Genomic DNA, 19,135 nt, shown 5'->3' on the forward strand with positions numbered 1-19,135 from the left:
GACCTGTCGTGCTATCTACGTCGCCGGGACGATTGCTCAGCCCGGTAACTGCGCCGGACCTCCCGGCATTCGCCGGTGGTTTCCGTGGTGCGCATGGCGGTGATCACAGATCAGCGGCACGACCAGATTCAGCGCACAGGCAGAAGGGCCTTGGCCCTCAAGCAGCGGGCGCGGTTGCGGATTTCTTCCAGGCGTTGGCCTGCCGGCCGACGGAGGCCGTGAGCTTCATTGCCGTGGCGTGCTGCCCCCTGCTGATGAAGCCCTTGTTGGTGAGGGCGCGCAGCAGGTAGTTCAGCATCCACACGCTTTCGAGCAGCTGGTTGAGATGGTTGAGTCGGTCCCGGCTCATATTCGCCCGGCCGATCAGCACGAGCACTTGCAGACACTCGTCGCGGATCTTCGAGCCGACGACCTGTTTCAGATCTCGCGGGATGTTCCTCACCAGGTCGAGCGCAAGCCCGAGCAGCTCTTCAGCAACCTTGTGGATTTCCAGATCCGTGTGCAGGGCCATCCTGGCCTCCTCGAAAAGCGAGGGCGCCGAGGCGCCCATGAATGAAGAATTGAAGTATCAGAAGTATTTTCTGCGGACGGGGCGCACGAGACGCTCGCCGTCCTTGCCGCTGGTGCTGAGCCAGCCAACGTCAAAGTCCATGAGGTAGGCGCTGTTGGCTGAGGACTGCGTACTCGTCCAGTGATAGCCCTTGGAGAACACCTTCGGCACGGTGATCTCCAGGAACTGGGCTTCGCGGCGCGCCATCAGGTAGTAGTCGCTGTGGCCGTCTCGCTCGAACTTCGCGCAGAACCGTGCAGCCGGGTAGTCGTCGTCGGTCTCGACCAGGTCGGCGGTGTTGGTCATGCCGTCATGTGCGCTTGCCGCACCTTCGGACTCTTTGCCGTAGCTGCCGAACTCCAACTTGGCCTCGGCATCGGCGCCGGTTGGCACGATCAGGTAGTACGGCTTGCCATCGCCGGGGAAGAGTCCTCCGTTCACGCCACCCTCGCCAGGCCAGTAATCGCCGATTGCCGGGATGCCACTTGCGGAGGGCGCTGGCGCTTCAGAAACGGCGAGGCTTGCCAGCTTCAGCACTGCCTCATGGTTAGGGCTTGTGATTGTCAGGTCCCCGCGGGTGTAGGTGGTCAGTTGATTCGCTTGCATGGGGTGCTCCTGTGAATAGGGTGCAGGCGGCCGGCGCTTCCCGGCGTGCTTCTGGTCTGATCGTCGTCCTGACGAACCCGGAATCGCCTGCTAGGGAAAGGAATGAAGGGGTGAATTACTGGATAATTCGGCTGCGGACGGGGCGCACGAGACGCACGCCGTTCTTGACGTCGAGGTTGAGCCAGCCATTCTCAAAGTCCATGAGGTAGGCGCCGTTGGCTGAGTACTGCGTGCTCATCCAGTGGAAGCGATCTTCGCGCAGGGTCACTAGCCCATCGGCTTTGGCCGCCATCAGCAGTTGCCCTTCGAGGCAAGAAGGGATGTAGGCATCCAGCTCCAGCGCCTTCTTTGCGATCTCGCTGCCGGCCTCGGCCATCGCCACGGTGTTTGCGTACCCGTCGCTGTAACTGCTGGCGCCGGGAATCTCGACGCCACGCTCTCCCCAGGCTCCCTCGAATTCGTCGGCAGGAAGGATCAGGGCGCGCTCTTGGCCGTTCAGCCAGTAGCGTGCGGCGAAGATACCGCCCAGCAGTGGTTGGCCGAGCGCTGGCAGTTCGGATGCGGCGATGACTTGCTGATTTGCTTGGGTCATGGGTTTCTCCAGGGTGATCGCCGCCCTCCATGGCTGGATGCGGTCGTGTGATTGATTCAGTTCAGGATGTCGAGCTGGGCGGCTTTACATTGCTGCTCGCCGTGGGGAAAATGTTTCGGCGATTCGATCTCGTCGTCTTCGTCCTGGTCAGGATTGCCCAGAATCGATTTGACGCTTTCGTCATTGAACCTGCGCGCCACACTTTCGCTAAGTAGGATTTCGTGGCGCGGATACTTCGTGAAGACGGCCAGCTCTTCGTCGCTCATCAAGTCCATCTTCATGATGGCGACCTGCAGCAATTCGCTGGTAATCGACATCTGAGCCCGCTTTTTGACACGATCCAGAGCCTGATGGATGCCTGGTCGAACCTTGTGTCGAAGCTCCTTCTCTCCCGCCGCCTTTTTCTTCAGCGCGGACGCCTCGCTCCGCTCTCGCTGAGACTTCGCCATTGGCGCCTCTCAAGCCGCTTGGCGGCAGATGAATGAATTGCTGGCGCCGGCCATGCCGGACGCGGTTGGAAATTCTGCGACTCACGACGGCCCGCCCAGGTTGATCCCATTCTCGCGGGCGATCAGTCGTACGCGGGTGTGGCTGGTCTTCATCGCTTCGGCAACCTGGTAGGCGTTCATGCCCTGGGCAACAAGATCGCGCACCATCGGTGCATCGGCTTGGCGCGCGGCCCGCTGCTTGCGCTGGTGCGGGTTGTTCGGTTCGCCCTCGCCACTGATGCCGGCCGGGATTTCGTTGATCTGCTTACCGGCGGCGAAGAAGCTGTCGATGGCCGCATTCAGCTCAGCCATCACTTGCAGGCGCGGATCCGGGATAGGTGCTCCGATTTGCATTGGGTGGTCCTCAAGGGGTCAGGCGTGATGCTCGAAGGCCTCGGCCTTTCGAACGATTCGAACTTGAGCGGTACGGCGTTCTGGCACTCGACGGTCGCGCCGCATTGGGTCGCTGTCGTCGAGCATTGCGTGCATCGCGATCAGGCCGGCGAGCAGGAAGCACATCGGGCTGATGATCTGGCCCTTGATGGCCTTGGCGATCGCGTCGGCGCGGCGCCGGGCATCGAGCTTGAACAGCACCGTGTCGATGCGGTTGGCGGCGGTGCCCGGCGCGATGCTCATGTGACGGGCAATTTCCTTGGTGGTCATGCCCTGGGCGACACACAGCAGGGCTTCGAGCTCGCGAGGGGCGAGCCCACGGCCGAGGTGGCCCATCCATGTGCCGGTGGTTATCGTTTCCATGATGATCCTCGGGGTGGCTGCATTGGTAAGCCGCTCGGCGGCAGTCAGTTCAGAGGCCATGACAATAGGCGTGAGCACCGAGCGGATTCCGATGCAGCCTGGTGATGGGGAACCAGGTGAATCGGGCCGGTTACGCTGTCCGGCTCCAGTGTTCTATGGGGCTTTCGCCTCGGTCGAACTGGACGATTTTCGCAGTCTCGACGCGGGCCAATTTCTCCAAGCTGGCCATGCTTCGCCGGCAGTTAACGTCAGGCTGACGTGGCGCTGGTTGTTTGTTTCAGCGGGACGAGCGAGAAACCGCTCTCCCCGTAGGTGCGTGACAGGTTCTGCCTGATCTGCTCTACGGAATAGGCGATCCCTCCATGGCCCCGAGGCCCCTTGTAGAGGTACATTTCACCCTTCACTTCATAGGTAAATTGCATGGGAGCGTTCCATGGTTGGAAAGATCAGCCCGAAACTGGGCGTTGAGGTTTACGTTGGCGAGAACTTCGATATCTGTCTCAAGCAATACGATCACAGCATTGGAGAGCAGGTGATCGTGTTGCATCCAAGCGAAGCGGAAGGCCTGATTGAATTGTTGAGAGCTGGCATCAAGCAGTCCGCCGAGTTGCGTGCGGAAGACGAGGAAAACTCCTGATCCAATCCCGGCCTCGCTACTGGCGACAGGCCGGGGTATTGCGTCAGCGATGTCAGGTGCCATATCCCCGCCGCTGATTGCAGGTCAGGCTTCGTCGGTGTGGGCTTCGAGCTTCCTCCTCATGGCGGCAATCAGTGCCTGTTCGCCATGGATCGCAGGTCCTTACAACATGCACGCTACAGCTCTGGTGCCCTGATTGGATGGGGCAGGGTGCATGAGGTCCGGCGGCTCCAGCCGAGGCTATCGGAGCCGCTAATTCAGTTCGGTGTCTCTCCCTTCTGCCGCTGGGATTCGCGGGGCGCATCGCTTGCCGGGTCATTCACTCGGTTCAGGCATTTCGCCTTCGTCAGCCGTACAGGGTTATCCCTGTCGTGGGCAGCCTTTCGGGGCTGTCTGACGCCGGTCGCCGGTAGAGGCAATGCGGTCTGTTCGCCAGTTCCAGAGCTGGCATGGGGATCGAATTTGTTGCTCGCGCTGTGCCGTTGCCGGGATCGATCCGCGAGGTTCCCATCGGTGGTAAAGAGCGGTGGCTGCCGAAGCTGCCCGCCGGTGTTGATCCGGCATGGGTCGAAGTAAACGCGATGTTTACAGGTCCGTCAACTCAAAATGTTTATTTTTGTTTATTTTGATGGGGGTAGATCTGGCTTGAGGCGAACGGAGACACAAAAAAACCCGGCGCCAGGCCGGGTTTGTGAGGGGCGGGAGGGTCAGACCCGCGAGTACATGGCCCACCAAAACACGTGGCCGATGATGAGGATCTGCTGCTCTTGAATTTCGGTGAAGGTGTAATCCTCGTCGGGATGCTCGTCCCGGTTGTAGCTGCGTAGACGAATGCCGCTTGGTAGCCGATAAACCTGCTTCACCCTGAGCTGGCCAGAGTGGTTGATTGCATACATTTCACCGTCAACCACGTCACGGATCGAACGCTTGGCAGTGTTTACGCCGACTGTAGCCCCGTCCCGCAGCACGGGGAGCATGCTATTGCCGCTGACTACCACGCACTTGGCGTCCGCTGCTTGAACCCCGTTACGCCTGAGGTCGTGCTTAAAAAATCGCAGCCGGTCAGTCGGGCTTTCTTCGACAGCAAAACCGCCAGCCCCCGCGTGCAGCTGAACCTCTTCCAGAAACGGAATCCACACCTCGTCATCGCGAAGAGGCGACTGGTCGTCCCAAGCATCAATATCCAAAAGCTCGCTGGAAGCATCTCTGTCGCGGATGCCGACAGGCTCGTCCATCGTCGGCTGACCTGCGCCGCTCTCGAGCCATTCAAACCTGACACCCAGCTCTCGGCTGACCCGGTAGAGGTCCTTCTTGGGCACCCCTCGCCCGAACCAGTTGTTCAGGGCCTGGGCGGAAACGCCGAATTTCTCGGCCAGCCATGAGGGGGCCAGGCTTTTCTGGGATGTGAACTGCCTGAGGCGATCGCCTGAATGTTCAATTTTCATAAACACAAAGTTTACGTAGGTTGCGGTGTTTATTAAATAAACGTATCGTTGAGATATGTTTATTCGCCTGAGGCGGAATGTTTATGCAAGCCACCCCACTTGAGCGCGCGATAAGGGCGGCCGGTACGGGCCGGGCTCTGGCTGATCTGCTGGGGGTAACGCCTATGGCCGTCTCCTACTGGAAAACCAGAGGAGTTCCAGCGCATCAGGCCATCCCCATCGAGAAAGCAACTGGCGTCTCACGGCATGACTTGAGGCCAGATCTGTATCCGTCTGGTGATGGCACGCCTGCCGCTTGATTTGAATTATCCATTCACTGGCACTGCGCCAGTAGATGAACAACACACCTGTGAATTTGAACAGTAGGAGAACGAAATGGTGGTCGACCTCATGCTCTTTGCAGCCTTCGGTCTTGGCGGCGGTGCGTTGTGCGTCGCCGCGGGCGTCGCGATGGGTACCTGCCGGCGCGGCGTCAACAAGACGTTCCCGGTGACACACGTCAGCTTCGATCCGGATCTTCCGGACGAAGACCGCCTGGTGTTCCTCGATCGAGCCGCCGACGCCGTTCGATCGGGGCGCTTACGCCAGGCCCAGCAGCTTGAGGATGAGCGCGCCGGCGACGAGGGCAAGTAACCAGCCGCCGACTTGCTTGATGACGGCCTTGTGTTGGTCCCAAGCCCGTCGAAGGGGAGGGCGGTCGAACCCAATCATCGAGAAGTGCTCGCTGTCGTGGATCCGCAGCTCTTCATCCCAGTGCTTGGCCTTCCAGCGAGCGAATGCATCCTTCAACCGTTTCATGTTGGCCTCCAAGGCCTTCGGTGTAACGCCTGAATCCCAGGCATAAAAAAACCGCCTGGCAGGGCGGTCTCTTCAACACATCAACGAGGTTGATTATGCACATCCACTGCGACGCAAGCAATACCGCTGCCGCGTCAGGTTTTGGTTATGCGCAGAACCTGTCGCGTCAGTTCGTACCCGGCGGAGGGAACCGGTAATGGCCCGCATCCGCACCATCAAGCCAGAGTTCTGGACGAGCGAGCAGGTCATGGAGTGCTCGGCTCTGGCTCGTCTCCTGTTCATCGGCATCTGGAACTTCTGCGACGACGCGGGCAATCACCCGATGTCGGCAAAGACCCTCAAGGCACTGGTCTTCCCGGGCGACGACATCACCTCGGCGCAGGTTGAGGGAATGCTCGTCGAGCTTCGGTCGAACGGACTGATCTCGCTCTACGAGCACTCGTCGAAGCAGTACCTACACGTCAATGGGTGGCATCACCAGAAGATCGACCGCCCCACCTACAAGCACCCCGAGTTCGTCGAGCGTTCTACAGCAGGGCAGCCACCCAGCGACGACGACTCGCCGAACGATCGTCGAGGTCTCGGCGAAGACTCGTCTAGCGATGGTCGAGGCCTCACCCCCGGAAAGGAAGGGGAAGGGGAAGGGAAAGGAAGTAATACCCCCCCACCGCGCGAGCCCGGCGCAGCGCTCGAAATGACCCTCGACTGGGAGCCACCCGCCGGAACCCTGAAGGCTTACGCAACCCGTGCCGGCATCCCGGTCGAAGCGTTCACCCAGGCCGCCACTGCGAAGTTCGTGATGCTCAAGTCCGCTTCGGGAATCTGCATGACCGAGGTGCAGTGGGTCGCCGAACTGGTGGCCTGGGTGCAGCGGGATCGGGCGGCCGGTGCCAAGGTGATTCCGCTGCGCAGCGAAGCTCCTGGCGCCTACGACGATGAAGACACCAGTTGGCTACAGGAGGGCGCGTCATGACTCAGGCATCCGCTATCGCCCATGGCCTCTGGGCCAAGGTCCAGTCTGGTCAGCTCATCGCCGCCGGCGAAAGGCTGCCCGAGGAAGTTCGGGCGGAGTTGAATCGGCAAACCGCAATCGTGATTAACGGGCTGTTTCGAGACCTGCGAGCGATCTGCAGCGGCTGGAGACAGGCCTGGCCGGACAAGGAGGCCTACAAGGCGTCGAAGCAGCAATGGCTGCTGGCGTTCTTCGAAGCCGGCATCAATCGCACTGAGCAATTGCAGTTCGGCCTGATGCGCGCCCGCCAGTTGAGCAAGGACTTCATCCCGTCGCCGGGCACGTTCATCGAGTGGTGCCAGCCATCCGCCGAGATGCTGGGTCTTCCGCCGCCTGCTGCGGCGTTCCGCGAGGCCTGTCGCAATGCTCACCCGGCGATGGCGGGTCGTGCTGAGTGGAGTCATGACGCGGTATGGCACGCCGCCAAGGAGTGTGGTTTCGAGAACCTGAACACCTTGGCCCGCGACCTCGGTGCGAAGCTGTTCGAGCGGAATTACGCCATCGCTGTTCGGCGTCTGGCCGCCGGCGAGCCTCTGCTCAAGATGCCTCTGGCACTACCAGCCGAAGTGAAGTCGCGCTCGACTCCCGAAGTTGGCCGAGCCGCGCTCGCGGCCCTGCGCGCCGGGAGGTTTCAACATGCTCAAGTCTGATACCGGAGAAGGCACATGCGCCAAACGAAGCTGACCAAAGCCGCCCGTGGCCGGGAGTGCCAGGTGCGCATCCCCGGCGTGTGCAACGGCAACCCCGAGACCACGGTGCTCGCTCACTACCGACTGGCCGGCACCTGCGGGGTCGGATCAAAGCCGAACGACCTGCAGGGAGCGTGGTCATGCAGTTCCTGCCACGACGTGATTGATGGGCGGCGCCAGGCTGTCAGCCACGAAGAGGCCCGCCAACTGCACGCCGAAGGCGTCATGCGAACTCAGGACCTGCTCGTCCGGGAAGGGTTGGTGAAGGCATGACCAAGCCATTGATGCAGGTCTTTCGCGCCAAGCCGAAGCGTGCCAAGCGCGACGACCGAGAAGGCCAGGAGCAGGCGGCGCTGATGAAAGAGATCGAGCTGCGCTACCCGGAAGTGTTCGTCCATCTGCACCACACCCCAAACGGTGGATATCGCGGCAAGGCTGAGGCCTATCGCCTCAAGAAGCAGGGCGTCAAGGCGGGCATCCCTGATTTGCAGCTCACGATGGCTCGCGGCGGGTATTTCGGGCTGTTCATCGAGTTTAAAGCCACCATCGAGCCAGCGCCCGTCTCGCTGAGCCAGCACGCATGCATCGGCCGTCTGAATGAGCAGGGTTACCTCGCCGTTGTGTGCCGAGGCCATTTCGATGCGATGGAGTGCCTTCGGGCCTACATGGCGCTGCCCGTGACGGTGGCGGCATGAGCGGCTGTTGCGCGGTCGCGCTCTCGGATGCCGAGATTCGCCGGCAGGCTACGGGGTCGACCGTTCGCGATCTGCGTGACCCTCGATACCCTGGCCTGTACCTGCGGTTCGCCAAGGATCGCGAGCGAGCGACTTGGTACCTTGTGAGCCGCAGGAAGTGGAGCAAGATCGGCGGCTATCCCGCGCTGCCGTTCAAGAGCCTCGTCGGAGTCCTGCCGCAGATCCGGGCGCGCCTGGCAGTCGATCCTGATGCCTCGGCCTCGGCGGGCGAATTGGCCACTGTCGGCCAGTTGCTGGCCTGGTACTCGGACCGCCAATCACGCGACCGTAGCCTTTCCCGCAAGCGCCGGGCCACGACCAGCTCGGCGATCAAGTGCCACCTGAAGCCGCGCCTCAACGACCTGCCTGTGACCGAGGCTACGCGATCCGCCCTAGATGAGCGCGTGATGTGGCCGCTGCAGGAGGATTTGTCCCTGTCCTATGTCCGCCTGCTGTGGGGCGTTCTGGTGGTCGCGTTCCGGCAGGCCGAGCGGTTGAAGATGATCGCCGGCAATCCGATTGCAGGCTTCAAATTCACCGACTTCACCAAGGCTCGCGTGCAGCCAAAGGCGGCCCGGCTGCGTGGTGTGCAGCTTGAGCCGCTCGTGGGCCTGCTGGCTGACCGGTTCGACGCCGACCCCGCGGGAGTGATGCTGGCCACCCTGATGCTGTGCCACGGCACCCGCGTCGGGGAGAGCCGCCAGAGCACCTGGCCGCACTTCACGCTGGCCGATATGGGCGAGTGGTTCATCCCCGCCGAGAACACGAAGACCAGGTGCGAGCACCGCCTGCCACTGACCCCGCAAGTCGTTGCGCTGCTGAAGCGGTATCGGGAGTGGCAGGCCGGCAGCGGCTACAAGGGCGTGTACCTGTTCCCAGCCAAGAGCGGCAAGCCGATGAGCGAAGGCCAGGCATGTGCCGTGTTCACCCGCTTGGGTCAGGGCGAGTGGACCAGTCACGACCTGCGCAAGCTTGCCCGGACCGCCTGGACCGATCTGGGCGTGGACTACCTCATTGGCGAGATGCTGGTGAACCACACGCTCACCCGGAACGTGCAGACCTACATCCACACCCATGCTGAACAGCTGAAGCGCGAAGCCCTGGAGAAGTGGCATGAGCGGTTAGATGCGGCTGGGTTCACCGCGATTCATGGGTTGATAGATGGAAGAAACGGAAATTCGCAAAACGCTGCCGAGGCGGCAGATGGAGCGGGTTTCAAGGCTATTCAGGAAACCGTAAAAGGCGAGGATTCCAAATGACGAATACCGACAAAAGCCGAGCCGATTTCGAGGCCGCATTCGTCGAGGAGCAGGTTCGCCAGTGCGGTGAAGGTGTCCGCGGCTCGGCGATCCACATGATTTATCTGGACGCGGCCAATGTGCAGGCGGCCTGGTGGGCATGGCAGGCCAGTCTCAAGGCATTGCGTGTCACCAACCCTTTCCCCGTCTTGATGGGCGATCCAGACGCGGCCTGGGCTCGCGAAGTCGCGGAAAAGTCACTGACGGCCCAAGGCCTGAAGGTGGTCGACTGATGAAGAAGCACGGCCCTTCATTCCGTAAGGAGCGGATCGACCTGGCCCGGTGCCCGGCGTGCCGCGGTGCGGCGGTCATCAAGGGCGTGTTCCACGAAATGGCCTGCGTCCAGTGCAACGCATCCGGTTGGGTCGAGGCCCTGACCGGATCCGCGTTGCCGGTGGAAGAGCTGGTGACACAGCTCAGCTTCAAGCTGCAGGCCCTGGAGCGGCAGATCAATGAATTGCGAAACCCTCGCGCCACTGGGCCCGAGGCGACATATCAAGGAGCCAACCGCCTGGGCGCGGGTGGCTCGAACTACACGGGGGATTGACCATGATCTACAGCAGCGTGCTCGCAGCGGTCGTTTCGGCCCTGGCTGCCGAGGCCATCGACAACACAAGCAAGCAGGCCTGGCAGAAGTTGTACGAGCCGGGCAGGGCGGACGGGCGAGACCTGGCCACTCTTGGCCGTTCGATCGAGGAAGGCAGCATCACCAGGCGTGACGCCGATTGCTGGGTCTTCGCTCGCCTGCATAGCCAACTGAAGCCACGGCACTGGGATGTTCTGGTGGCGAAGTACAGCACCCACAAGGCACGGAAGGTTCAGTCCATCGGTAGGCTGCATCCATTGATCGCCTCCCGCGCGCCTCATCTGTTCATCGTCAACGCGGTGACGGCCTGGGCCATTCCTAAGCTCAAGGGTGCCGATGGCAAGCGCTCCAGCGACATGATCGTGCTGCCAGTTGAGTTCTACGACATCAACCGCTGGGATCCCGAAGCGCGTCCGGAGCGGACCCGGCGGCGCTGGAGGAAGGCGATCGAGGATGTCCTCGATGATATGGAAGAGGAGGCCTTGGACGAGGCAGAAATCATCCTGGTGAACGAAGGCTTGGCGATCAAAACTGCTGCTTGACATCAAATGGCCGCGTGGCCGATTATTTGTCCATCCTGTCATTCCTGCGCGTTGCAGAGGATCGACAATCAGAACCCGGCCAAGTCGCCGGGTTTTTTGTGAGGCTCGTTGAATGGATGCATCGCAGGTGCCTGCTTTACTGGGTTGGAGCGAGATTGCAAAAATTGTCTTGGCGAGTGGTGTGGTGGCAACTCTTATCGGGGTTGTGAAGGACTACGCCTTCAAGGCTCGTGAGCGCAGGAGCGATGCGAAGTTCGCAGCCATTGGGTTGGTAGCCAGGCTCGACTTGTACGCTTTGCAATCCCGTGGCAAGCGCTGGACATATGATGAGCTCACGGCAGGGCTTAATCCCCATGTGCACTACCAGCACTGGCCTCGATGCACCTATCCGGATCTCGACATTCCAGATGATGCCTTGCGGCACCTGAGCACAGAGCATGCTAGCGATCTGGCTTGGATTTGGACCGATAGAGCTATTGCTGGGCAACACCTCAGTATCGTGGATGATGCCTCCCATAACCCTATAGAAGTTCGCGCACATGAGGCTGATCTGGTTGGGTACTTTGGGTATGAGGCTTTTTTGCTTGCCCAAAAACTTCGCGCGGCATACGACCTGCCTCCATTCGGTCAGCGATGGGGTTTCGTTGACGACTTTTCAGACCTGCGAAGGGCCTGGAAGGCGACACGAGCAGAGGTAAAAAAGCTCAAAACTGCCGGCCTCTGATCGTAATTATTCGTAAGCCCAGTCATAGACTGGGCTTTTTTATTTCCGCTCCCCGCAAAGGGAGGAACCTGGATGCCAAACATGCCGGAAAAGGACCCAACCCTGTGGGCAGCGCTGCTGGCCTGGCTGGTTGCCCATCAGCCCCAGCTCTACGCCGCTGGCCTGTCCGTTGCCATCGCGGCCCTGCGGGTCGTGTATGGCGGCGGCAGCACCCGGCAGATGCTGCTTGAAGGCGCTCTGTGCGGAATGATCACGCTGGCCTTGGTGCCCCTCCTTGAGTGGATGGGTTTGCCCCAGGGCATGGCGACGTTCGCCGGCGGCGCAGTCGGCTTCATGGGTGTGGAGAAGCTTCGCGGCTACTCCGACCTGTTCCTGTCTCGCAAGGCTCAGGGCTGACCATGCTGGTCGAGCTGACTGATGCCGAAGCGAGGATTGCCCAGATGCTGGGTGATGTCTGGAACGCATACCTCGAATTGTCGGTGGAGCATCCGATGGATCGCGGCGAGTTCTGTGCCGCCATCCATCGGTGCCAGGACCAGGTGCTTGCGCGTGCCGGTCGCCGAGCGCTGAACCAACCAACCGAGAGCAAGCCATGATCACCCTGACCGACATCAACCGCCGCCAGCACCACCTGGCACCGAGCGCCATCGCCCGTGTGCAAGAGGCTGGATGCAGCTCCCAGTGGCACGGCATCTGTGCCTTCGTCCACACCTTCGACGGCCAGGTGCTGGAGGTGCGCGAGAGAGCTGACGAGATCGCTCGCCAGCTCAGCATGCGGCGGGCTGAGTGATGGCTAGGCTCAAGACTCTCGGCTCTCGACTTAAAGAGTCAGCAGGATCCAGGGTCAAGGTCGTGACTCCAGGCAGCTGGCGCAGCGGCATGACCAGCTCCCAGCGCGGCTACGGTTACCGCTGGCAGAAAGCTCGCGAGCAGTACCTACGCGACAACCCGCTGTGCGTTTACTGCGCTCGCAAAGGGCAGACTGCCGCCGCGAGCGTGGTCGACCACATCATCGCGCACCGAGGCGACAAGGATCTGTTCTGGAACCAGGGCAACTGGCAGTCGCTCTGCAAGACCTGCCACGACTCGGTCAAGCAGGCTGAGGAGGCTGCTGGACTGGTCGGCTGACCGTCAGCGGAATGGCGCGCGGCCGCCCGAGGCGCCTTTGATGCACGTCATTGGCGTGCTTCTATGGTAGGGGGGGTTAAAATCTGGCCGCCGGCCGATGACTAGACCGCCTCCGACCCCACGTACAGATTTTTTTCCTCCACAGGATTTTTGTTAAATGGCTTTAACATCCCGCAAGCGCGCATTTATCGCCGCGCTGAGGGAGGGTGCGTCCAATCGGGACGCCGCTGTGGCTGCTGGCTATTCCGAGAAGACAGCGTCTGCGGCGGGGTCTCGCCTGGTCAAGGACAAGGACGTGGCTGCCGAATTGCTCAAGCTCCGAGCCCTGGGCCTGATGCCTCAAGATGTTAAAGGCGATGTTAAAGCGGGTGTTAACGCCAGGCCTACTGCGAAGTCTCCCACGAGGAGCGGACAGGCGCCTGAAGCGGCTCCTACAGATGACGAGCAAGGCGAGCCGGAGCCAGCAGGTTTCGACCTTGCGCAGGCGCTCCTCCATCGCGACCCGAAGGACTTCCTGCTGTCGGTGATGAACGATTTGGGTTCAGAGCCGAAGCTGCGTGTCGATGCAGCCAAGGCCCTGATGCCCTTCGTGCATCCTCGCAAGGGGGAGAGTGGCAAGAAGGACCAGGCGCAGGCCAAAGCTGATCAAGCCTCCACTGGAAAGTTCGGGGCGCGGCGCGGTCCGCTTAGGGCAGTCAAATGATCGAGTGGACAACTGCATGTCCCGATTGGGACCAGCGCATCGTTGCGCGTCAGAGCCTGATCCCGTTCTCGCCGCTGTTCCCTGCTGAAGCCGAGGAAGCGCTCGACGTGTTCGGCGCCCTGCGAATGGTCGATGCCACGGGCAGCCCGCTGATGTGCGAGACGGTCCGTGACTGGGTCAATCAGTTCGTCGCCGCCATCTTCGGCGCCTATGACCCGGACGAGGGGCGGCGGTTGGTCAGCGAGTTCATGCTGCTGATCAGCAAGAAGAACGGAAAGTCCACGATTGCCGCCGGCATCATGCTCACGGCATTGATCCTCAACTGGCGCCCCTCGGGTGAGTTCATCATCCTGGCGCCGACCAAGGAGATCGCCGACAACTCCTACATCCCGATCCGCGACATGGTGCGGGCTGATGAGGAGCTCGACGCTTTACTCAAGGTGCAGGATCACCTGCGCACGGTCACCCACCGGCAAAGCAATGCCACCCTCAAGGTGGTGGCTGCGGACAGCGAGACTGTGTCCGGAAAGAAGGCCATCGGCGTGTTTGTCGATGAGCTGTGGGTGTTTGGCAAGCGCGCCAACGCCGAGGCGATGCTGCGCGAAGCCACCGGCGGCCTGACATCCCGGCCCGAAGGTTTCATCATCTGGGCCACCACCCAGTCCGATGCGCCGCCTGCCGGCGTGTTCCGGCAGAAGCTGCTGTACGCCCGGAAGGTGCGCGATGGTGAGATCGTCGACAAATCGTTCCTGCCGGTGCTGTACGAATTCCCGAAGGCGATGCTCGACGCAGGCGCTCACCGGGATTTCTCCAATGCCTACATCACCAACCCAAATCTAGGGCTGTCGGTGGACGAGCCGTTCATCGAGCGAGGTTATGCCCAGGCCCAGATGGATGGCGAGGAGTCATTCCGCGGCTTCCTTGCCAAGCACCTTAACGTCGAGATCGGTCTTGCGCTGATGTCGGATCGCTGGGCTGGGGCGGACTACTGGGAGCGCCAGGTCTCGAAGAGTTGCCGAACCCTGGAAGATTTGATCGATCGCTGTGAAGTGATCGATATCGGGATCGACGGTGGTGGCCTTGATGACCTGCTCGGCTTTGCCGCCGTGGGTCGTGAGCGAGAGAGTCGTCGCTGGTTGGTCTGGACTCACGCCTGGGCCCATCCCTCGGTGTTGGAGCGGCGCAAGGCCGAGGCCCCCCGTATCCGCGACTTCGCGAACGACGGCCACCTGACCCTTGTTGAGCGCATCGGCGATGACGTGGAGCAGATCGCCGGTCTGGTTGCCCAGGTCGAGACGGCTGGGTTGCTTGATCAGGTTGGCCTGGACCCGGTCGGTATTGGTGCAATCCTCGATGCCTTGGAAGCGCGAGGCATACCCCGCGAGAAAATCGGCGGCGTCAAGCAGGGCTACACCCTGGGCGGCGCAATCAAGACGGCGGAACGGAAGCTTGCTGAGGGTGGGATGTGGCACGGCGGCCAGCCCATGATGGCCTGGTGCTGCGGCAACGCTCGGGTCGAGCCGAGAGGCAACGCAATCCTCATTACAAAACAGGCCAGCGGCTCGGCAAAGATTGACCCGTTGATGGCGCTGTTCAACGCCGTGACGCTCCTCGCCCTGAACCCAGAGGCAAAGGGCGGCATGTCCGACTACCTCGATAACGGGTTCTTCGACCTCATAGGCTGACCATGGCATTCAAGTGGTACAACCCCAAGACCTGGGCCTTCTTCGGCTACACCGACCCGGCCACGGGTGACTACGTCGAAGTTGATCTGGAGGTTGGCGGCAAGCGCACCAAGTCCGGAATCCGGGTAAGCACCAAGGCTGCGCTCTCGATCAGCATGGTGTGGTCGTGCGTGAAGATTCTTTCGGAGTCGCTGAGCGGCTTGCCGCTGAAGCTATACGAGGACACCGACAAGGGTCGCAAGCAGGCTGATCGAAACGACCGCGATCTCAAGCTTCTGCGCAAACCCAACCCCTACATGACCATGCTGAACTTCCTCAAGTTCGTGGTCGTGAACATGGCGCTGCGCGGTAACGCTTTCGCTCTCATCGAACGAAACATTCACGGCGAGCCGATTGGCTTCGTTCCTCTGGATTGCAGGACCGTAAAGATCGATACGGACGACGGCCTCATCTACATGGTGACGCCGAGCGAAGGAGATCCTTTCCCGGTCTCGCCGGAGCACATGCTGCATTTCAAGCTTTTCAGCCTGGATGGAGTCGTCGGTCTTTCACCCATCGAGTACCAGGCTGAGACCATGGGCCTGGCCAAGGCTGGGCAGCAATGGTCGGCGCGGTTCATGCGCAAGGGCGGGTTCACCGGCGGATACGTCATCTACGAGCAGTTCCTGACCGAGACCCAGCAGGCCCAGATCCTCAAGAAATTCCCAGATGTGCGCAAAGCCGATGCTGATGACATCGGCAAGATGGCGATCCTTCAGGGTAACCCCAAGATCGTCCCGGCCGGCATCAGCCAGAAGGATGCGCAGTTCATCGAGTCCCAGCAGTTTCAAGAGGAAGCGCTGGCGGGCATCTACGGTGTTCCGCTGTGGCTGGCCAACCGCGCTGGGAAGACCTCGATCATGGGCTCGAACCTGGAGCAGCAGCTCACAGGGTTCATCACCTTCGGCCTGAAACCCTACATCGATGCTGTTGAGGACGAGTTCAACGACAAGGTCTACCGGCCCGAATCCCGTTTCGTGGAGTTTGTGGTTGAAGGGCTGCTACGGGCAGATAGTGCAGGGCGTTCGACCTACTACGGCGGAGCCCTTGGTGGCTCGGGCGGTTCGGGCTGGATGACCATCAACGAAGTTCGCGAGAAAGAGAATCTACCTCCCCTGGAGGGCGACGAATACAACCGGGTCACCCGGTGGGAGATGGAAAAGAATGGCGAATCTTGAAGTTCCTTTTGAGCTCAAGTCCGTTGACGAAGCCGGCAACTTCGAGGGTTACGCCGCGGTGTTCAACAACGTGGACCTGGGTGATGACGTGATCTTGCCTGGGGCCTTTACCCGAGTGAAGGCAACTCGCGGCGGCAAGCTGAAGCTGGCGCTTTACCACGACCTGACGCGCCTGGTCGGCGCCGCCGATTACAAGCAGGACGACCACGGCCTGCTGTTGAAGGGCCAGGTCAATCTCAACGTCAGCTATGCACGGGATGCCTACGAGCTGATGAAGGCCGAAGTCCTCGACAGCATGTCGATTGGCTTCAACACCATCAAGGCAGATTTCGAGGACCGCGCCGGCCGGCGCGTGCGCCTCATCAAGGAAGCCGAACTCTGGGAGGCGTCCTTCGTACCGTTCGGCATGAACCCTGAGGCGCAAGTCCTCAGCGTCAAGTCGGACATCAGGCTTTTCGAGAAGGCCCTGCGCGAACGCATGGGTCTCTCGCAGAAGGAAGCGGCGGCAGTCGCTTCGCTCGGCTACACCGCGCTACGCCGTGATGGCGGGAGCGAGGCCACGGCGATCGTGGATGAGCTGAAAGAAATTCCCAACTTGTTCACCCAATATTTCGGAGTGTCGCCATGAGCGAAGTGAAAGAACTGAAGGATTCCCTGGAGCTGCAGCTGAAGACCGGCTTCGACGGGCTGCAGAAGAAGTACGATGCAGCCATGGACGAAGTCCAGAAGGGCAACCAGGTTACCGGTGACCTGAAAAAGCAAATCGAAGACCAGAAGGGCGAGCTCCAGAAGGTCATCGACCAGGTGCAGGATCTGGAGCAGAAGGGCGTCAGGCTGCGTGGTCAGCCCGGTGAGGGTAAGAGCTTCATCGATCTGATCAAGGGGGACGATAGCTACAAGTCCCTTGGCCAGAAGGGCAATGCCGAACTGGAAGTAACCAAGTCCGACATGGCCAGCATGAAGGAAATGAAGGTCACCAGCGCCGGTATTGTCGTGCCGAACTACGACCCGGTGATTCAGCCTGGTATTCGCCAGGAGCTGCGCATCCGCGACCTGCTGACTGCGGTACCGGTCTCCGGCCAGAGCTATACCTACTTCCGCGAGAACGTGCACACCCGTGGCGCTGCCCCCGTCGCCGAAGGCGGCCTCAAGCCGACCAGCAACGTGACCTTCACCACTGAAACCGATCGCGTGAAAAAGATCGCAGTGTGGATGCCGGTGACCGACGAAGCCCTCGACGATGTGCCGCAGCTTTTCGCCTACCTTCAACAACTGCTGCGCTACGACCTGAAGTTGGAGGAGGAGGCGCAGATCCTCAAGGGTGACGGTACAGGCGAGAACCTGAACGGATTGATGACCCAGGCCACCAGCTACAACACGGCTTTGAGCAAGGGCGGTGATACGGCCATTGACTTGGTTCGGCGCTCCATCTACCAGGTGCGTAAACAGTCGAAAATGTCCGCCGACGGCGTGGTCATGACCGAACTGGACTGGATGAACATCGAGCTGCAGAAGGATGGCGAGAACCGGTACCTGTTCGCCAACCTGCAGGGTCTGGTTACCCCGATCTTGTGGGGTCGCCCGGTGATCACCTCTGACAGCATGGATGAGGGAGATGAAGACACTGGCGGTGAATTCCTCACCGCGAACTTCGCGCGTTCCACCACGCTGTTTGACCGCATGTCCTTCCTGTTCAAGATGGGACTCATCAACGACCAATTCATCAAGAACGAGCGCGCCCTGCTGGTCGAGGAGCGCCTGGGGCTTGGGGTGCGCCGCAAGGAGGCGCTGGTTAAAGGCCGCTTCCCCGCTGCCGCCTAACGCAACCTTTTAAGAGGCCGGCATGTCGCCGGCCTCGCCGCTTCTGGAGGCAGCATGAAAATCAAGATTCTGTGGGGCTTCGTCGGTAACGGTGCCCTGCTGGGTGCCGGTTCGAACAAGGTCAAAGCCGGTGAAAGTTTCGACGAGGCCGATGATGAGTACGCTCACACACTGATCGGCAAGGGCCTGGCTGTCGAGGTCGATACCAGCGGTAAGCCCCGGGTGGCCAAGCCGAAGGAATCCAAGCCTGCGGCGCCCAAGGATGACAAGGCTGCTGCCGAGAAAGCTGCGGCCGAGGCCAAGTAAATGCTCGACTTGGCCACCGTGAAGATGCACCTGCGGGTCGACGGCGACGAGGAAGACGCCTTGATCGGCGGCTACGTTGCTGCGGCCAAGGCCCATGTCGAGCAACATTGTGACCGCAAACTGGTGGATGCCGACCCGGTCGAACCAGAGGAAATGGGGCTGACCGGCGATGTCGAGCAGGCAGTCCTGCTGTTGGTCGGCCACTGGTACGCCAACCGCGAGGCCGTTGCCGTGGGCACCATCGCCACGGCAATGCCGCTCGCCGTCGAAAGGCTGCTCTGGTACAGGAAGCGATTCTGATGAGAGCAGGACCCATGCGGCACCGCGGTCTGCTGAGCAAACCGGAGCGCGTGCAAAACAAAACGGGTGGCTTCGACCAGGTGTGGGCGGATGTCGGCAAGGTATGGGCCGAGATCACCATGCCCACGGGCAGAGTGTCACCAGTCGCGGAGCAGATCGAGGCGGTTATCAGCGCTGAGATTCGTATCAGGCCTCGTTCTGATGTGGTCGCCGGCTGGCGATTCACAGAGTTGCTTACGGGTGTGACGTACAAGATCGAGGCGCCGCTGCTCAACAACGAACGGGACATGCTGCGGCTGCTGTGCTCCAGCGTCCCCAATCCATGAGGTGAACTATGAAAATTCGCGCACTTGGCCCGCTGACTGGCGCCTCAGGCGAACGTGAGACGGGCGAGGAGTTCGTCGTCGCCAAGGAATACGGTGACGCACTGATCCAGCGCGGCTATGCCGAGGAGGTGACCGAAGCTGCAGTTGCGCCTGCTGCGAAGTCAGGCAAGGCCGAACAGACCAAGGAGTAGG

At 61.1% G+C, this 19,135-nt stretch carries 35 protein-coding genes; 26 read left to right on the forward strand and 9 right to left on the reverse strand.

Annotation, left to right across the window (positions count from 1 at the left end):
- Positions 1-157 precede the first annotated feature (157 nt).
- The 7 genes from AC05QJ_RS08960 to AC05QJ_RS08990 form a co-directional block, all read right to left on the reverse strand.
- Entirely contained in the window at positions 158-511 is a 354-nt protein-coding gene (locus AC05QJ_RS08960; RefSeq protein ID WP_476746510.1) for a four helix bundle protein, read from the reverse strand.
- 57 nt (positions 512-568) lie between these two features.
- Positions 569-1,156, reverse strand: coding sequence for a DUF1566 domain-containing protein (locus tag AC05QJ_RS08965; RefSeq protein ID WP_476746511.1), 588 nt, complete (start codon positions 1,154-1,156; stop codon positions 569-571).
- Positions 1,157-1,271: 115 nt separating this feature from the next.
- A complete protein-coding gene (locus tag AC05QJ_RS08970) occupies positions 1,272-1,748 on the reverse strand; it encodes a hypothetical protein (RefSeq protein WP_476746512.1) in 477 nt (158 codons plus the stop codon).
- Positions 1,749-1,804: 56 nt separating this feature from the next.
- The gene (locus AC05QJ_RS08975) at positions 1,805-2,197 is read right to left on the reverse strand and encodes a hypothetical protein (RefSeq protein WP_476746513.1); all 393 of its coding nucleotides are present in this window, start codon (positions 2,195-2,197) and stop codon (positions 1,805-1,807) included.
- A gap of 81 nt (positions 2,198-2,278) precedes the next feature.
- Positions 2,279-2,590 (reverse strand): hypothetical protein, encoded by a 312-nt coding sequence (locus tag AC05QJ_RS08980; protein ID WP_476746514.1) that lies wholly within the window; start codon positions 2,588-2,590, stop codon positions 2,279-2,281.
- A gap of 18 nt (positions 2,591-2,608) precedes the next feature.
- Complete coding sequence (locus AC05QJ_RS08985; protein WP_476746515.1) at positions 2,609-2,992, reverse strand: response regulator transcription factor; 384 nt, start codon at positions 2,990-2,992, stop codon at positions 2,609-2,611.
- Positions 2,993-3,240: 248 nt separating this feature from the next.
- Entirely contained in the window at positions 3,241-3,414 is a 174-nt protein-coding gene (locus AC05QJ_RS08990; protein WP_476746516.1) for a hypothetical protein, read from the reverse strand.
- An 11-nt stretch (positions 3,415-3,425) separates the two neighbouring features.
- On the opposite strand from AC05QJ_RS08990, the gene AC05QJ_RS08995 reads away from it, so the two are divergent.
- Both AC05QJ_RS08995 and AC05QJ_RS09000 read left to right on the forward strand, forming a co-directional pair.
- Positions 3,426-3,629, forward strand: a complete 204-nt coding sequence (locus AC05QJ_RS08995; RefSeq protein WP_476746517.1) for a hypothetical protein — start codon at positions 3,426-3,428, stop codon at positions 3,627-3,629.
- 449 nt (positions 3,630-4,078) lie between these two features.
- The gene (locus AC05QJ_RS09000; RefSeq protein WP_476746518.1) at positions 4,079-4,258 is read left to right on the forward strand and encodes a hypothetical protein; all 180 of its coding nucleotides are present in this window, start codon (positions 4,079-4,081) and stop codon (positions 4,256-4,258) included.
- A gap of 78 nt (positions 4,259-4,336) precedes the next feature.
- Here the strand turns inward: AC05QJ_RS09000 and AC05QJ_RS09005 are convergent, their stop codons facing one another.
- Entirely contained in the window at positions 4,337-5,074 is a 738-nt protein-coding gene (locus AC05QJ_RS09005) for a LexA family transcriptional regulator (protein ID WP_476746519.1), read from the reverse strand.
- 83 nt (positions 5,075-5,157) lie between these two features.
- Here AC05QJ_RS09005 and AC05QJ_RS09010 point away from each other — a divergent pair, with 83 nt between their 5' ends.
- Positions 5,158-5,373 carry a Cro/CI family transcriptional regulator gene (locus AC05QJ_RS09010; RefSeq protein ID WP_476746520.1) on the forward strand — a complete coding sequence of 72 codons (216 nt, stop codon included), beginning with the start codon at positions 5,158-5,160 and terminating at the stop codon, positions 5,371-5,373.
- A gap of 76 nt (positions 5,374-5,449) precedes the next feature.
- Positions 5,450-5,707 (forward strand): hypothetical protein, encoded by a 258-nt coding sequence (locus tag AC05QJ_RS09015; protein WP_476746521.1) that lies wholly within the window; start codon positions 5,450-5,452, stop codon positions 5,705-5,707.
- On the opposite strand, the gene AC05QJ_RS09020 is transcribed toward AC05QJ_RS09015, so the two are convergent.
- Complete coding sequence (locus tag AC05QJ_RS09020; RefSeq protein ID WP_476746522.1) at positions 5,654-5,872, reverse strand: hypothetical protein; 219 nt, start codon at positions 5,870-5,872, stop codon at positions 5,654-5,656. The genes AC05QJ_RS09015 and AC05QJ_RS09020 overlap by 54 nt on opposite strands.
- Positions 5,873-6,068: 196 nt before the next feature.
- Here AC05QJ_RS09020 and AC05QJ_RS09025 point away from each other — a divergent pair, with 196 nt between their 5' ends.
- The 22 genes from AC05QJ_RS09025 to AC05QJ_RS09130 all read left to right on the forward strand — a co-directional run bounded on the left by AC05QJ_RS09025 (position 6,069) and on the right by AC05QJ_RS09130 (position 19,134).
- On the forward strand, positions 6,069-6,845 hold the full coding sequence (locus AC05QJ_RS09025; RefSeq protein WP_476746523.1) for a DnaT-like ssDNA-binding domain-containing protein: 777 nt from the start codon (positions 6,069-6,071) through the stop codon (positions 6,843-6,845).
- Entirely contained in the window at positions 6,842-7,534 is a 693-nt protein-coding gene (locus AC05QJ_RS09030) for a replication protein P (protein ID WP_476746525.1), read from the forward strand. Before AC05QJ_RS09025 ends, AC05QJ_RS09030 begins: the two co-directional genes overlap by 4 nt.
- A 15-nt stretch (positions 7,535-7,549) precedes the next feature.
- Positions 7,550-7,846: a DUF1364 domain-containing protein gene (locus AC05QJ_RS09035; protein ID WP_476746526.1), complete on the forward strand. Its 297-nt coding sequence runs from the start codon at positions 7,550-7,552 to the stop codon at positions 7,844-7,846.
- Positions 7,843-8,268: a VRR-NUC domain-containing protein gene (locus AC05QJ_RS09040; RefSeq protein WP_476746527.1), complete on the forward strand. Its 426-nt coding sequence runs from the start codon at positions 7,843-7,845 to the stop codon at positions 8,266-8,268. The genes AC05QJ_RS09035 and AC05QJ_RS09040 overlap by 4 nt, the downstream gene beginning before the upstream one ends.
- A complete protein-coding gene (locus AC05QJ_RS09045) occupies positions 8,265-9,566 on the forward strand; it encodes a tyrosine-type recombinase/integrase (RefSeq protein ID WP_476746528.1) in 1,302 nt (433 codons plus the stop codon). The genes AC05QJ_RS09040 and AC05QJ_RS09045 overlap by 4 nt, the downstream gene beginning before the upstream one ends.
- Positions 9,563-9,838, forward strand: coding sequence for a phiTE_015 family protein (locus tag AC05QJ_RS09050; RefSeq protein WP_476746529.1), 276 nt, complete (start codon positions 9,563-9,565; stop codon positions 9,836-9,838). The genes AC05QJ_RS09045 and AC05QJ_RS09050 overlap by 4 nt, the downstream gene beginning before the upstream one ends.
- On the forward strand, positions 9,835-10,152 hold the full coding sequence (locus AC05QJ_RS09055; protein WP_476747898.1) for a hypothetical protein: 318 nt from the start codon (positions 9,835-9,837) through the stop codon (positions 10,150-10,152). The genes AC05QJ_RS09050 and AC05QJ_RS09055 overlap by 4 nt, the downstream gene beginning before the upstream one ends.
- A 2-nt stretch (positions 10,153-10,154) precedes the next feature.
- The gene (locus tag AC05QJ_RS09060) at positions 10,155-10,733 is read left to right on the forward strand and encodes a hypothetical protein (protein WP_476746530.1); all 579 of its coding nucleotides are present in this window, start codon (positions 10,155-10,157) and stop codon (positions 10,731-10,733) included.
- Positions 10,734-10,845: 112 nt separating this feature from the next.
- Positions 10,846-11,457 (forward strand): hypothetical protein, encoded by a 612-nt coding sequence (locus tag AC05QJ_RS09065; RefSeq protein WP_476746531.1) that lies wholly within the window; start codon positions 10,846-10,848, stop codon positions 11,455-11,457.
- A gap of 72 nt (positions 11,458-11,529) precedes the next feature.
- Entirely contained in the window at positions 11,530-11,853 is a 324-nt protein-coding gene (locus AC05QJ_RS09070; RefSeq protein WP_476746532.1) for a phage holin, lambda family, read from the forward strand.
- A gap of 2 nt (positions 11,854-11,855) precedes the next feature.
- Positions 11,856-12,053, forward strand: coding sequence for a hypothetical protein (locus tag AC05QJ_RS09075; protein WP_476746533.1), 198 nt, complete (start codon positions 11,856-11,858; stop codon positions 12,051-12,053).
- Positions 12,050-12,247: a hypothetical protein gene (locus AC05QJ_RS09080; protein ID WP_476746534.1), complete on the forward strand. Its 198-nt coding sequence runs from the start codon at positions 12,050-12,052 to the stop codon at positions 12,245-12,247. Before AC05QJ_RS09075 ends, AC05QJ_RS09080 begins: the two co-directional genes overlap by 4 nt.
- Positions 12,247-12,585: an HNH endonuclease gene (locus tag AC05QJ_RS09085; protein ID WP_476746535.1), complete on the forward strand. Its 339-nt coding sequence runs from the start codon at positions 12,247-12,249 to the stop codon at positions 12,583-12,585. The genes AC05QJ_RS09080 and AC05QJ_RS09085 overlap by 1 nt, the downstream gene beginning before the upstream one ends.
- Positions 12,586-12,742: 157 nt before the next feature.
- Positions 12,743-13,288 (forward strand): terminase small subunit, encoded by a 546-nt coding sequence (locus tag AC05QJ_RS09090; RefSeq protein ID WP_476746536.1) that lies wholly within the window; start codon positions 12,743-12,745, stop codon positions 13,286-13,288.
- The gene (locus AC05QJ_RS09095) at positions 13,285-14,973 is read left to right on the forward strand and encodes a terminase large subunit (RefSeq protein ID WP_476746537.1); all 1,689 of its coding nucleotides are present in this window, start codon (positions 13,285-13,287) and stop codon (positions 14,971-14,973) included. Before AC05QJ_RS09090 ends, AC05QJ_RS09095 begins: the two co-directional genes overlap by 4 nt.
- A gap of 2 nt (positions 14,974-14,975) precedes the next feature.
- Positions 14,976-16,190: a phage portal protein gene (locus tag AC05QJ_RS09100; protein WP_476746538.1), complete on the forward strand. Its 1,215-nt coding sequence runs from the start codon at positions 14,976-14,978 to the stop codon at positions 16,188-16,190.
- Positions 16,177-16,818, forward strand: a complete 642-nt coding sequence (locus AC05QJ_RS09105; RefSeq protein ID WP_476746539.1) for an HK97 family phage prohead protease — start codon at positions 16,177-16,179, stop codon at positions 16,816-16,818. Before AC05QJ_RS09100 ends, AC05QJ_RS09105 begins: the two co-directional genes overlap by 14 nt.
- Positions 16,815-18,011: a phage major capsid protein gene (locus tag AC05QJ_RS09110; protein ID WP_476746540.1), complete on the forward strand. Its 1,197-nt coding sequence runs from the start codon at positions 16,815-16,817 to the stop codon at positions 18,009-18,011. The genes AC05QJ_RS09105 and AC05QJ_RS09110 overlap by 4 nt, the downstream gene beginning before the upstream one ends.
- Positions 18,012-18,065: 54 nt before the next feature.
- Complete coding sequence (locus tag AC05QJ_RS09115) at positions 18,066-18,317, forward strand: DUF7302 family protein (RefSeq protein WP_476746541.1); 252 nt, start codon at positions 18,066-18,068, stop codon at positions 18,315-18,317.
- A complete protein-coding gene (locus tag AC05QJ_RS09120) occupies positions 18,318-18,617 on the forward strand; it encodes a head-tail connector protein (protein WP_476746542.1) in 300 nt (99 codons plus the stop codon).
- Positions 18,617-18,943 carry a phage head closure protein gene (locus tag AC05QJ_RS09125; protein ID WP_476746543.1) on the forward strand — a complete coding sequence of 109 codons (327 nt, stop codon included), beginning with the start codon at positions 18,617-18,619 and terminating at the stop codon, positions 18,941-18,943. Before AC05QJ_RS09120 ends, AC05QJ_RS09125 begins: the two co-directional genes overlap by 1 nt.
- A gap of 8 nt (positions 18,944-18,951) precedes the next feature.
- Positions 18,952-19,134 (forward strand): hypothetical protein, encoded by a 183-nt coding sequence (locus AC05QJ_RS09130; RefSeq protein ID WP_476746544.1) that lies wholly within the window; start codon positions 18,952-18,954, stop codon positions 19,132-19,134.
- Position 19,135: the final 1 nt, after the last annotated feature.

The organism is Pseudomonas sp. TUM25319, assembly GCF_056388475.1.

Excerpts from the sequence above, each read along its gene's own strand:
- AC05QJ_RS08960 (WP_476746510.1), bottom strand. The coding sequence starts at position 511 with ATGGCCCTGCACACGGATCTGGAAATCCACAAGGTTGCTGAAGAGCTG.
- AC05QJ_RS08965 (WP_476746511.1), bottom strand. The coding sequence starts at position 1,156 with ATGCAAGCGAATCAACTGACCACCTACACCCGCGGGGACCTGACAATC.
- AC05QJ_RS08970 (WP_476746512.1), bottom strand. The coding sequence starts at position 1,748 with ATGACCCAAGCAAATCAGCAAGTCATCGCCGCATCCGAACTGCCAGCG.
- AC05QJ_RS08975 (WP_476746513.1), bottom strand. The coding sequence starts at position 2,197 with ATGGCGAAGTCTCAGCGAGAGCGGAGCGAGGCGTCCGCGCTGAAGAAA.
- AC05QJ_RS08980 (WP_476746514.1), bottom strand. The coding sequence starts at position 2,590 with ATGCAAATCGGAGCACCTATCCCGGATCCGCGCCTGCAAGTGATGGCT.
- AC05QJ_RS08985 (WP_476746515.1), bottom strand. The coding sequence starts at position 2,992 with ATGGAAACGATAACCACCGGCACATGGATGGGCCACCTCGGCCGTGGG.
- AC05QJ_RS08990 (WP_476746516.1), bottom strand. The coding sequence starts at position 3,414 with ATGCAATTTACCTATGAAGTGAAGGGTGAAATGTACCTCTACAAGGGG.
- AC05QJ_RS08995 (WP_476746517.1), top strand. The coding sequence starts at position 3,426 with ATGGTTGGAAAGATCAGCCCGAAACTGGGCGTTGAGGTTTACGTTGGC.
- AC05QJ_RS09000 (WP_476746518.1), top strand. The coding sequence starts at position 4,079 with ATGGGGATCGAATTTGTTGCTCGCGCTGTGCCGTTGCCGGGATCGATC.
- AC05QJ_RS09005 (WP_476746519.1), bottom strand. The coding sequence starts at position 5,074 with ATGAAAATTGAACATTCAGGCGATCGCCTCAGGCAGTTCACATCCCAG.
- AC05QJ_RS09010 (WP_476746520.1), top strand. The coding sequence starts at position 5,158 with ATGCAAGCCACCCCACTTGAGCGCGCGATAAGGGCGGCCGGTACGGGC.
- AC05QJ_RS09015 (WP_476746521.1), top strand. The coding sequence starts at position 5,450 with ATGGTGGTCGACCTCATGCTCTTTGCAGCCTTCGGTCTTGGCGGCGGT.
- AC05QJ_RS09020 (WP_476746522.1), bottom strand. The coding sequence starts at position 5,872 with ATGAAACGGTTGAAGGATGCATTCGCTCGCTGGAAGGCCAAGCACTGG.
- AC05QJ_RS09025 (WP_476746523.1), top strand. The coding sequence starts at position 6,069 with ATGGCCCGCATCCGCACCATCAAGCCAGAGTTCTGGACGAGCGAGCAG.
- AC05QJ_RS09030 (WP_476746525.1), top strand. The coding sequence starts at position 6,842 with ATGACTCAGGCATCCGCTATCGCCCATGGCCTCTGGGCCAAGGTCCAG.
- AC05QJ_RS09035 (WP_476746526.1), top strand. The coding sequence starts at position 7,550 with ATGCGCCAAACGAAGCTGACCAAAGCCGCCCGTGGCCGGGAGTGCCAG.
- AC05QJ_RS09040 (WP_476746527.1), top strand. The coding sequence starts at position 7,843 with ATGACCAAGCCATTGATGCAGGTCTTTCGCGCCAAGCCGAAGCGTGCC.
- AC05QJ_RS09045 (WP_476746528.1), top strand. The coding sequence starts at position 8,265 with ATGAGCGGCTGTTGCGCGGTCGCGCTCTCGGATGCCGAGATTCGCCGG.
- AC05QJ_RS09050 (WP_476746529.1), top strand. The coding sequence starts at position 9,563 with ATGACGAATACCGACAAAAGCCGAGCCGATTTCGAGGCCGCATTCGTC.
- AC05QJ_RS09060 (WP_476746530.1), top strand. The coding sequence starts at position 10,155 with ATGATCTACAGCAGCGTGCTCGCAGCGGTCGTTTCGGCCCTGGCTGCC.
- AC05QJ_RS09065 (WP_476746531.1), top strand. The coding sequence starts at position 10,846 with ATGGATGCATCGCAGGTGCCTGCTTTACTGGGTTGGAGCGAGATTGCA.
- AC05QJ_RS09070 (WP_476746532.1), top strand. The coding sequence starts at position 11,530 with ATGCCAAACATGCCGGAAAAGGACCCAACCCTGTGGGCAGCGCTGCTG.
- AC05QJ_RS09075 (WP_476746533.1), top strand. The coding sequence starts at position 11,856 with ATGCTGGTCGAGCTGACTGATGCCGAAGCGAGGATTGCCCAGATGCTG.
- AC05QJ_RS09080 (WP_476746534.1), top strand. The coding sequence starts at position 12,050 with ATGATCACCCTGACCGACATCAACCGCCGCCAGCACCACCTGGCACCG.
- AC05QJ_RS09085 (WP_476746535.1), top strand. The coding sequence starts at position 12,247 with ATGGCTAGGCTCAAGACTCTCGGCTCTCGACTTAAAGAGTCAGCAGGA.
- AC05QJ_RS09090 (WP_476746536.1), top strand. The coding sequence starts at position 12,743 with ATGGCTTTAACATCCCGCAAGCGCGCATTTATCGCCGCGCTGAGGGAG.
- AC05QJ_RS09095 (WP_476746537.1), top strand. The coding sequence starts at position 13,285 with ATGATCGAGTGGACAACTGCATGTCCCGATTGGGACCAGCGCATCGTT.
- AC05QJ_RS09100 (WP_476746538.1), top strand. The coding sequence starts at position 14,976 with ATGGCATTCAAGTGGTACAACCCCAAGACCTGGGCCTTCTTCGGCTAC.
- AC05QJ_RS09105 (WP_476746539.1), top strand. The coding sequence starts at position 16,177 with ATGGCGAATCTTGAAGTTCCTTTTGAGCTCAAGTCCGTTGACGAAGCC.
- AC05QJ_RS09110 (WP_476746540.1), top strand. The coding sequence starts at position 16,815 with ATGAGCGAAGTGAAAGAACTGAAGGATTCCCTGGAGCTGCAGCTGAAG.
- AC05QJ_RS09115 (WP_476746541.1), top strand. The coding sequence starts at position 18,066 with ATGAAAATCAAGATTCTGTGGGGCTTCGTCGGTAACGGTGCCCTGCTG.
- AC05QJ_RS09120 (WP_476746542.1), top strand. The coding sequence starts at position 18,318 with ATGCTCGACTTGGCCACCGTGAAGATGCACCTGCGGGTCGACGGCGAC.
- AC05QJ_RS09125 (WP_476746543.1), top strand. The coding sequence starts at position 18,617 with ATGAGAGCAGGACCCATGCGGCACCGCGGTCTGCTGAGCAAACCGGAG.
- AC05QJ_RS09130 (WP_476746544.1), top strand. The coding sequence starts at position 18,952 with ATGAAAATTCGCGCACTTGGCCCGCTGACTGGCGCCTCAGGCGAACGT.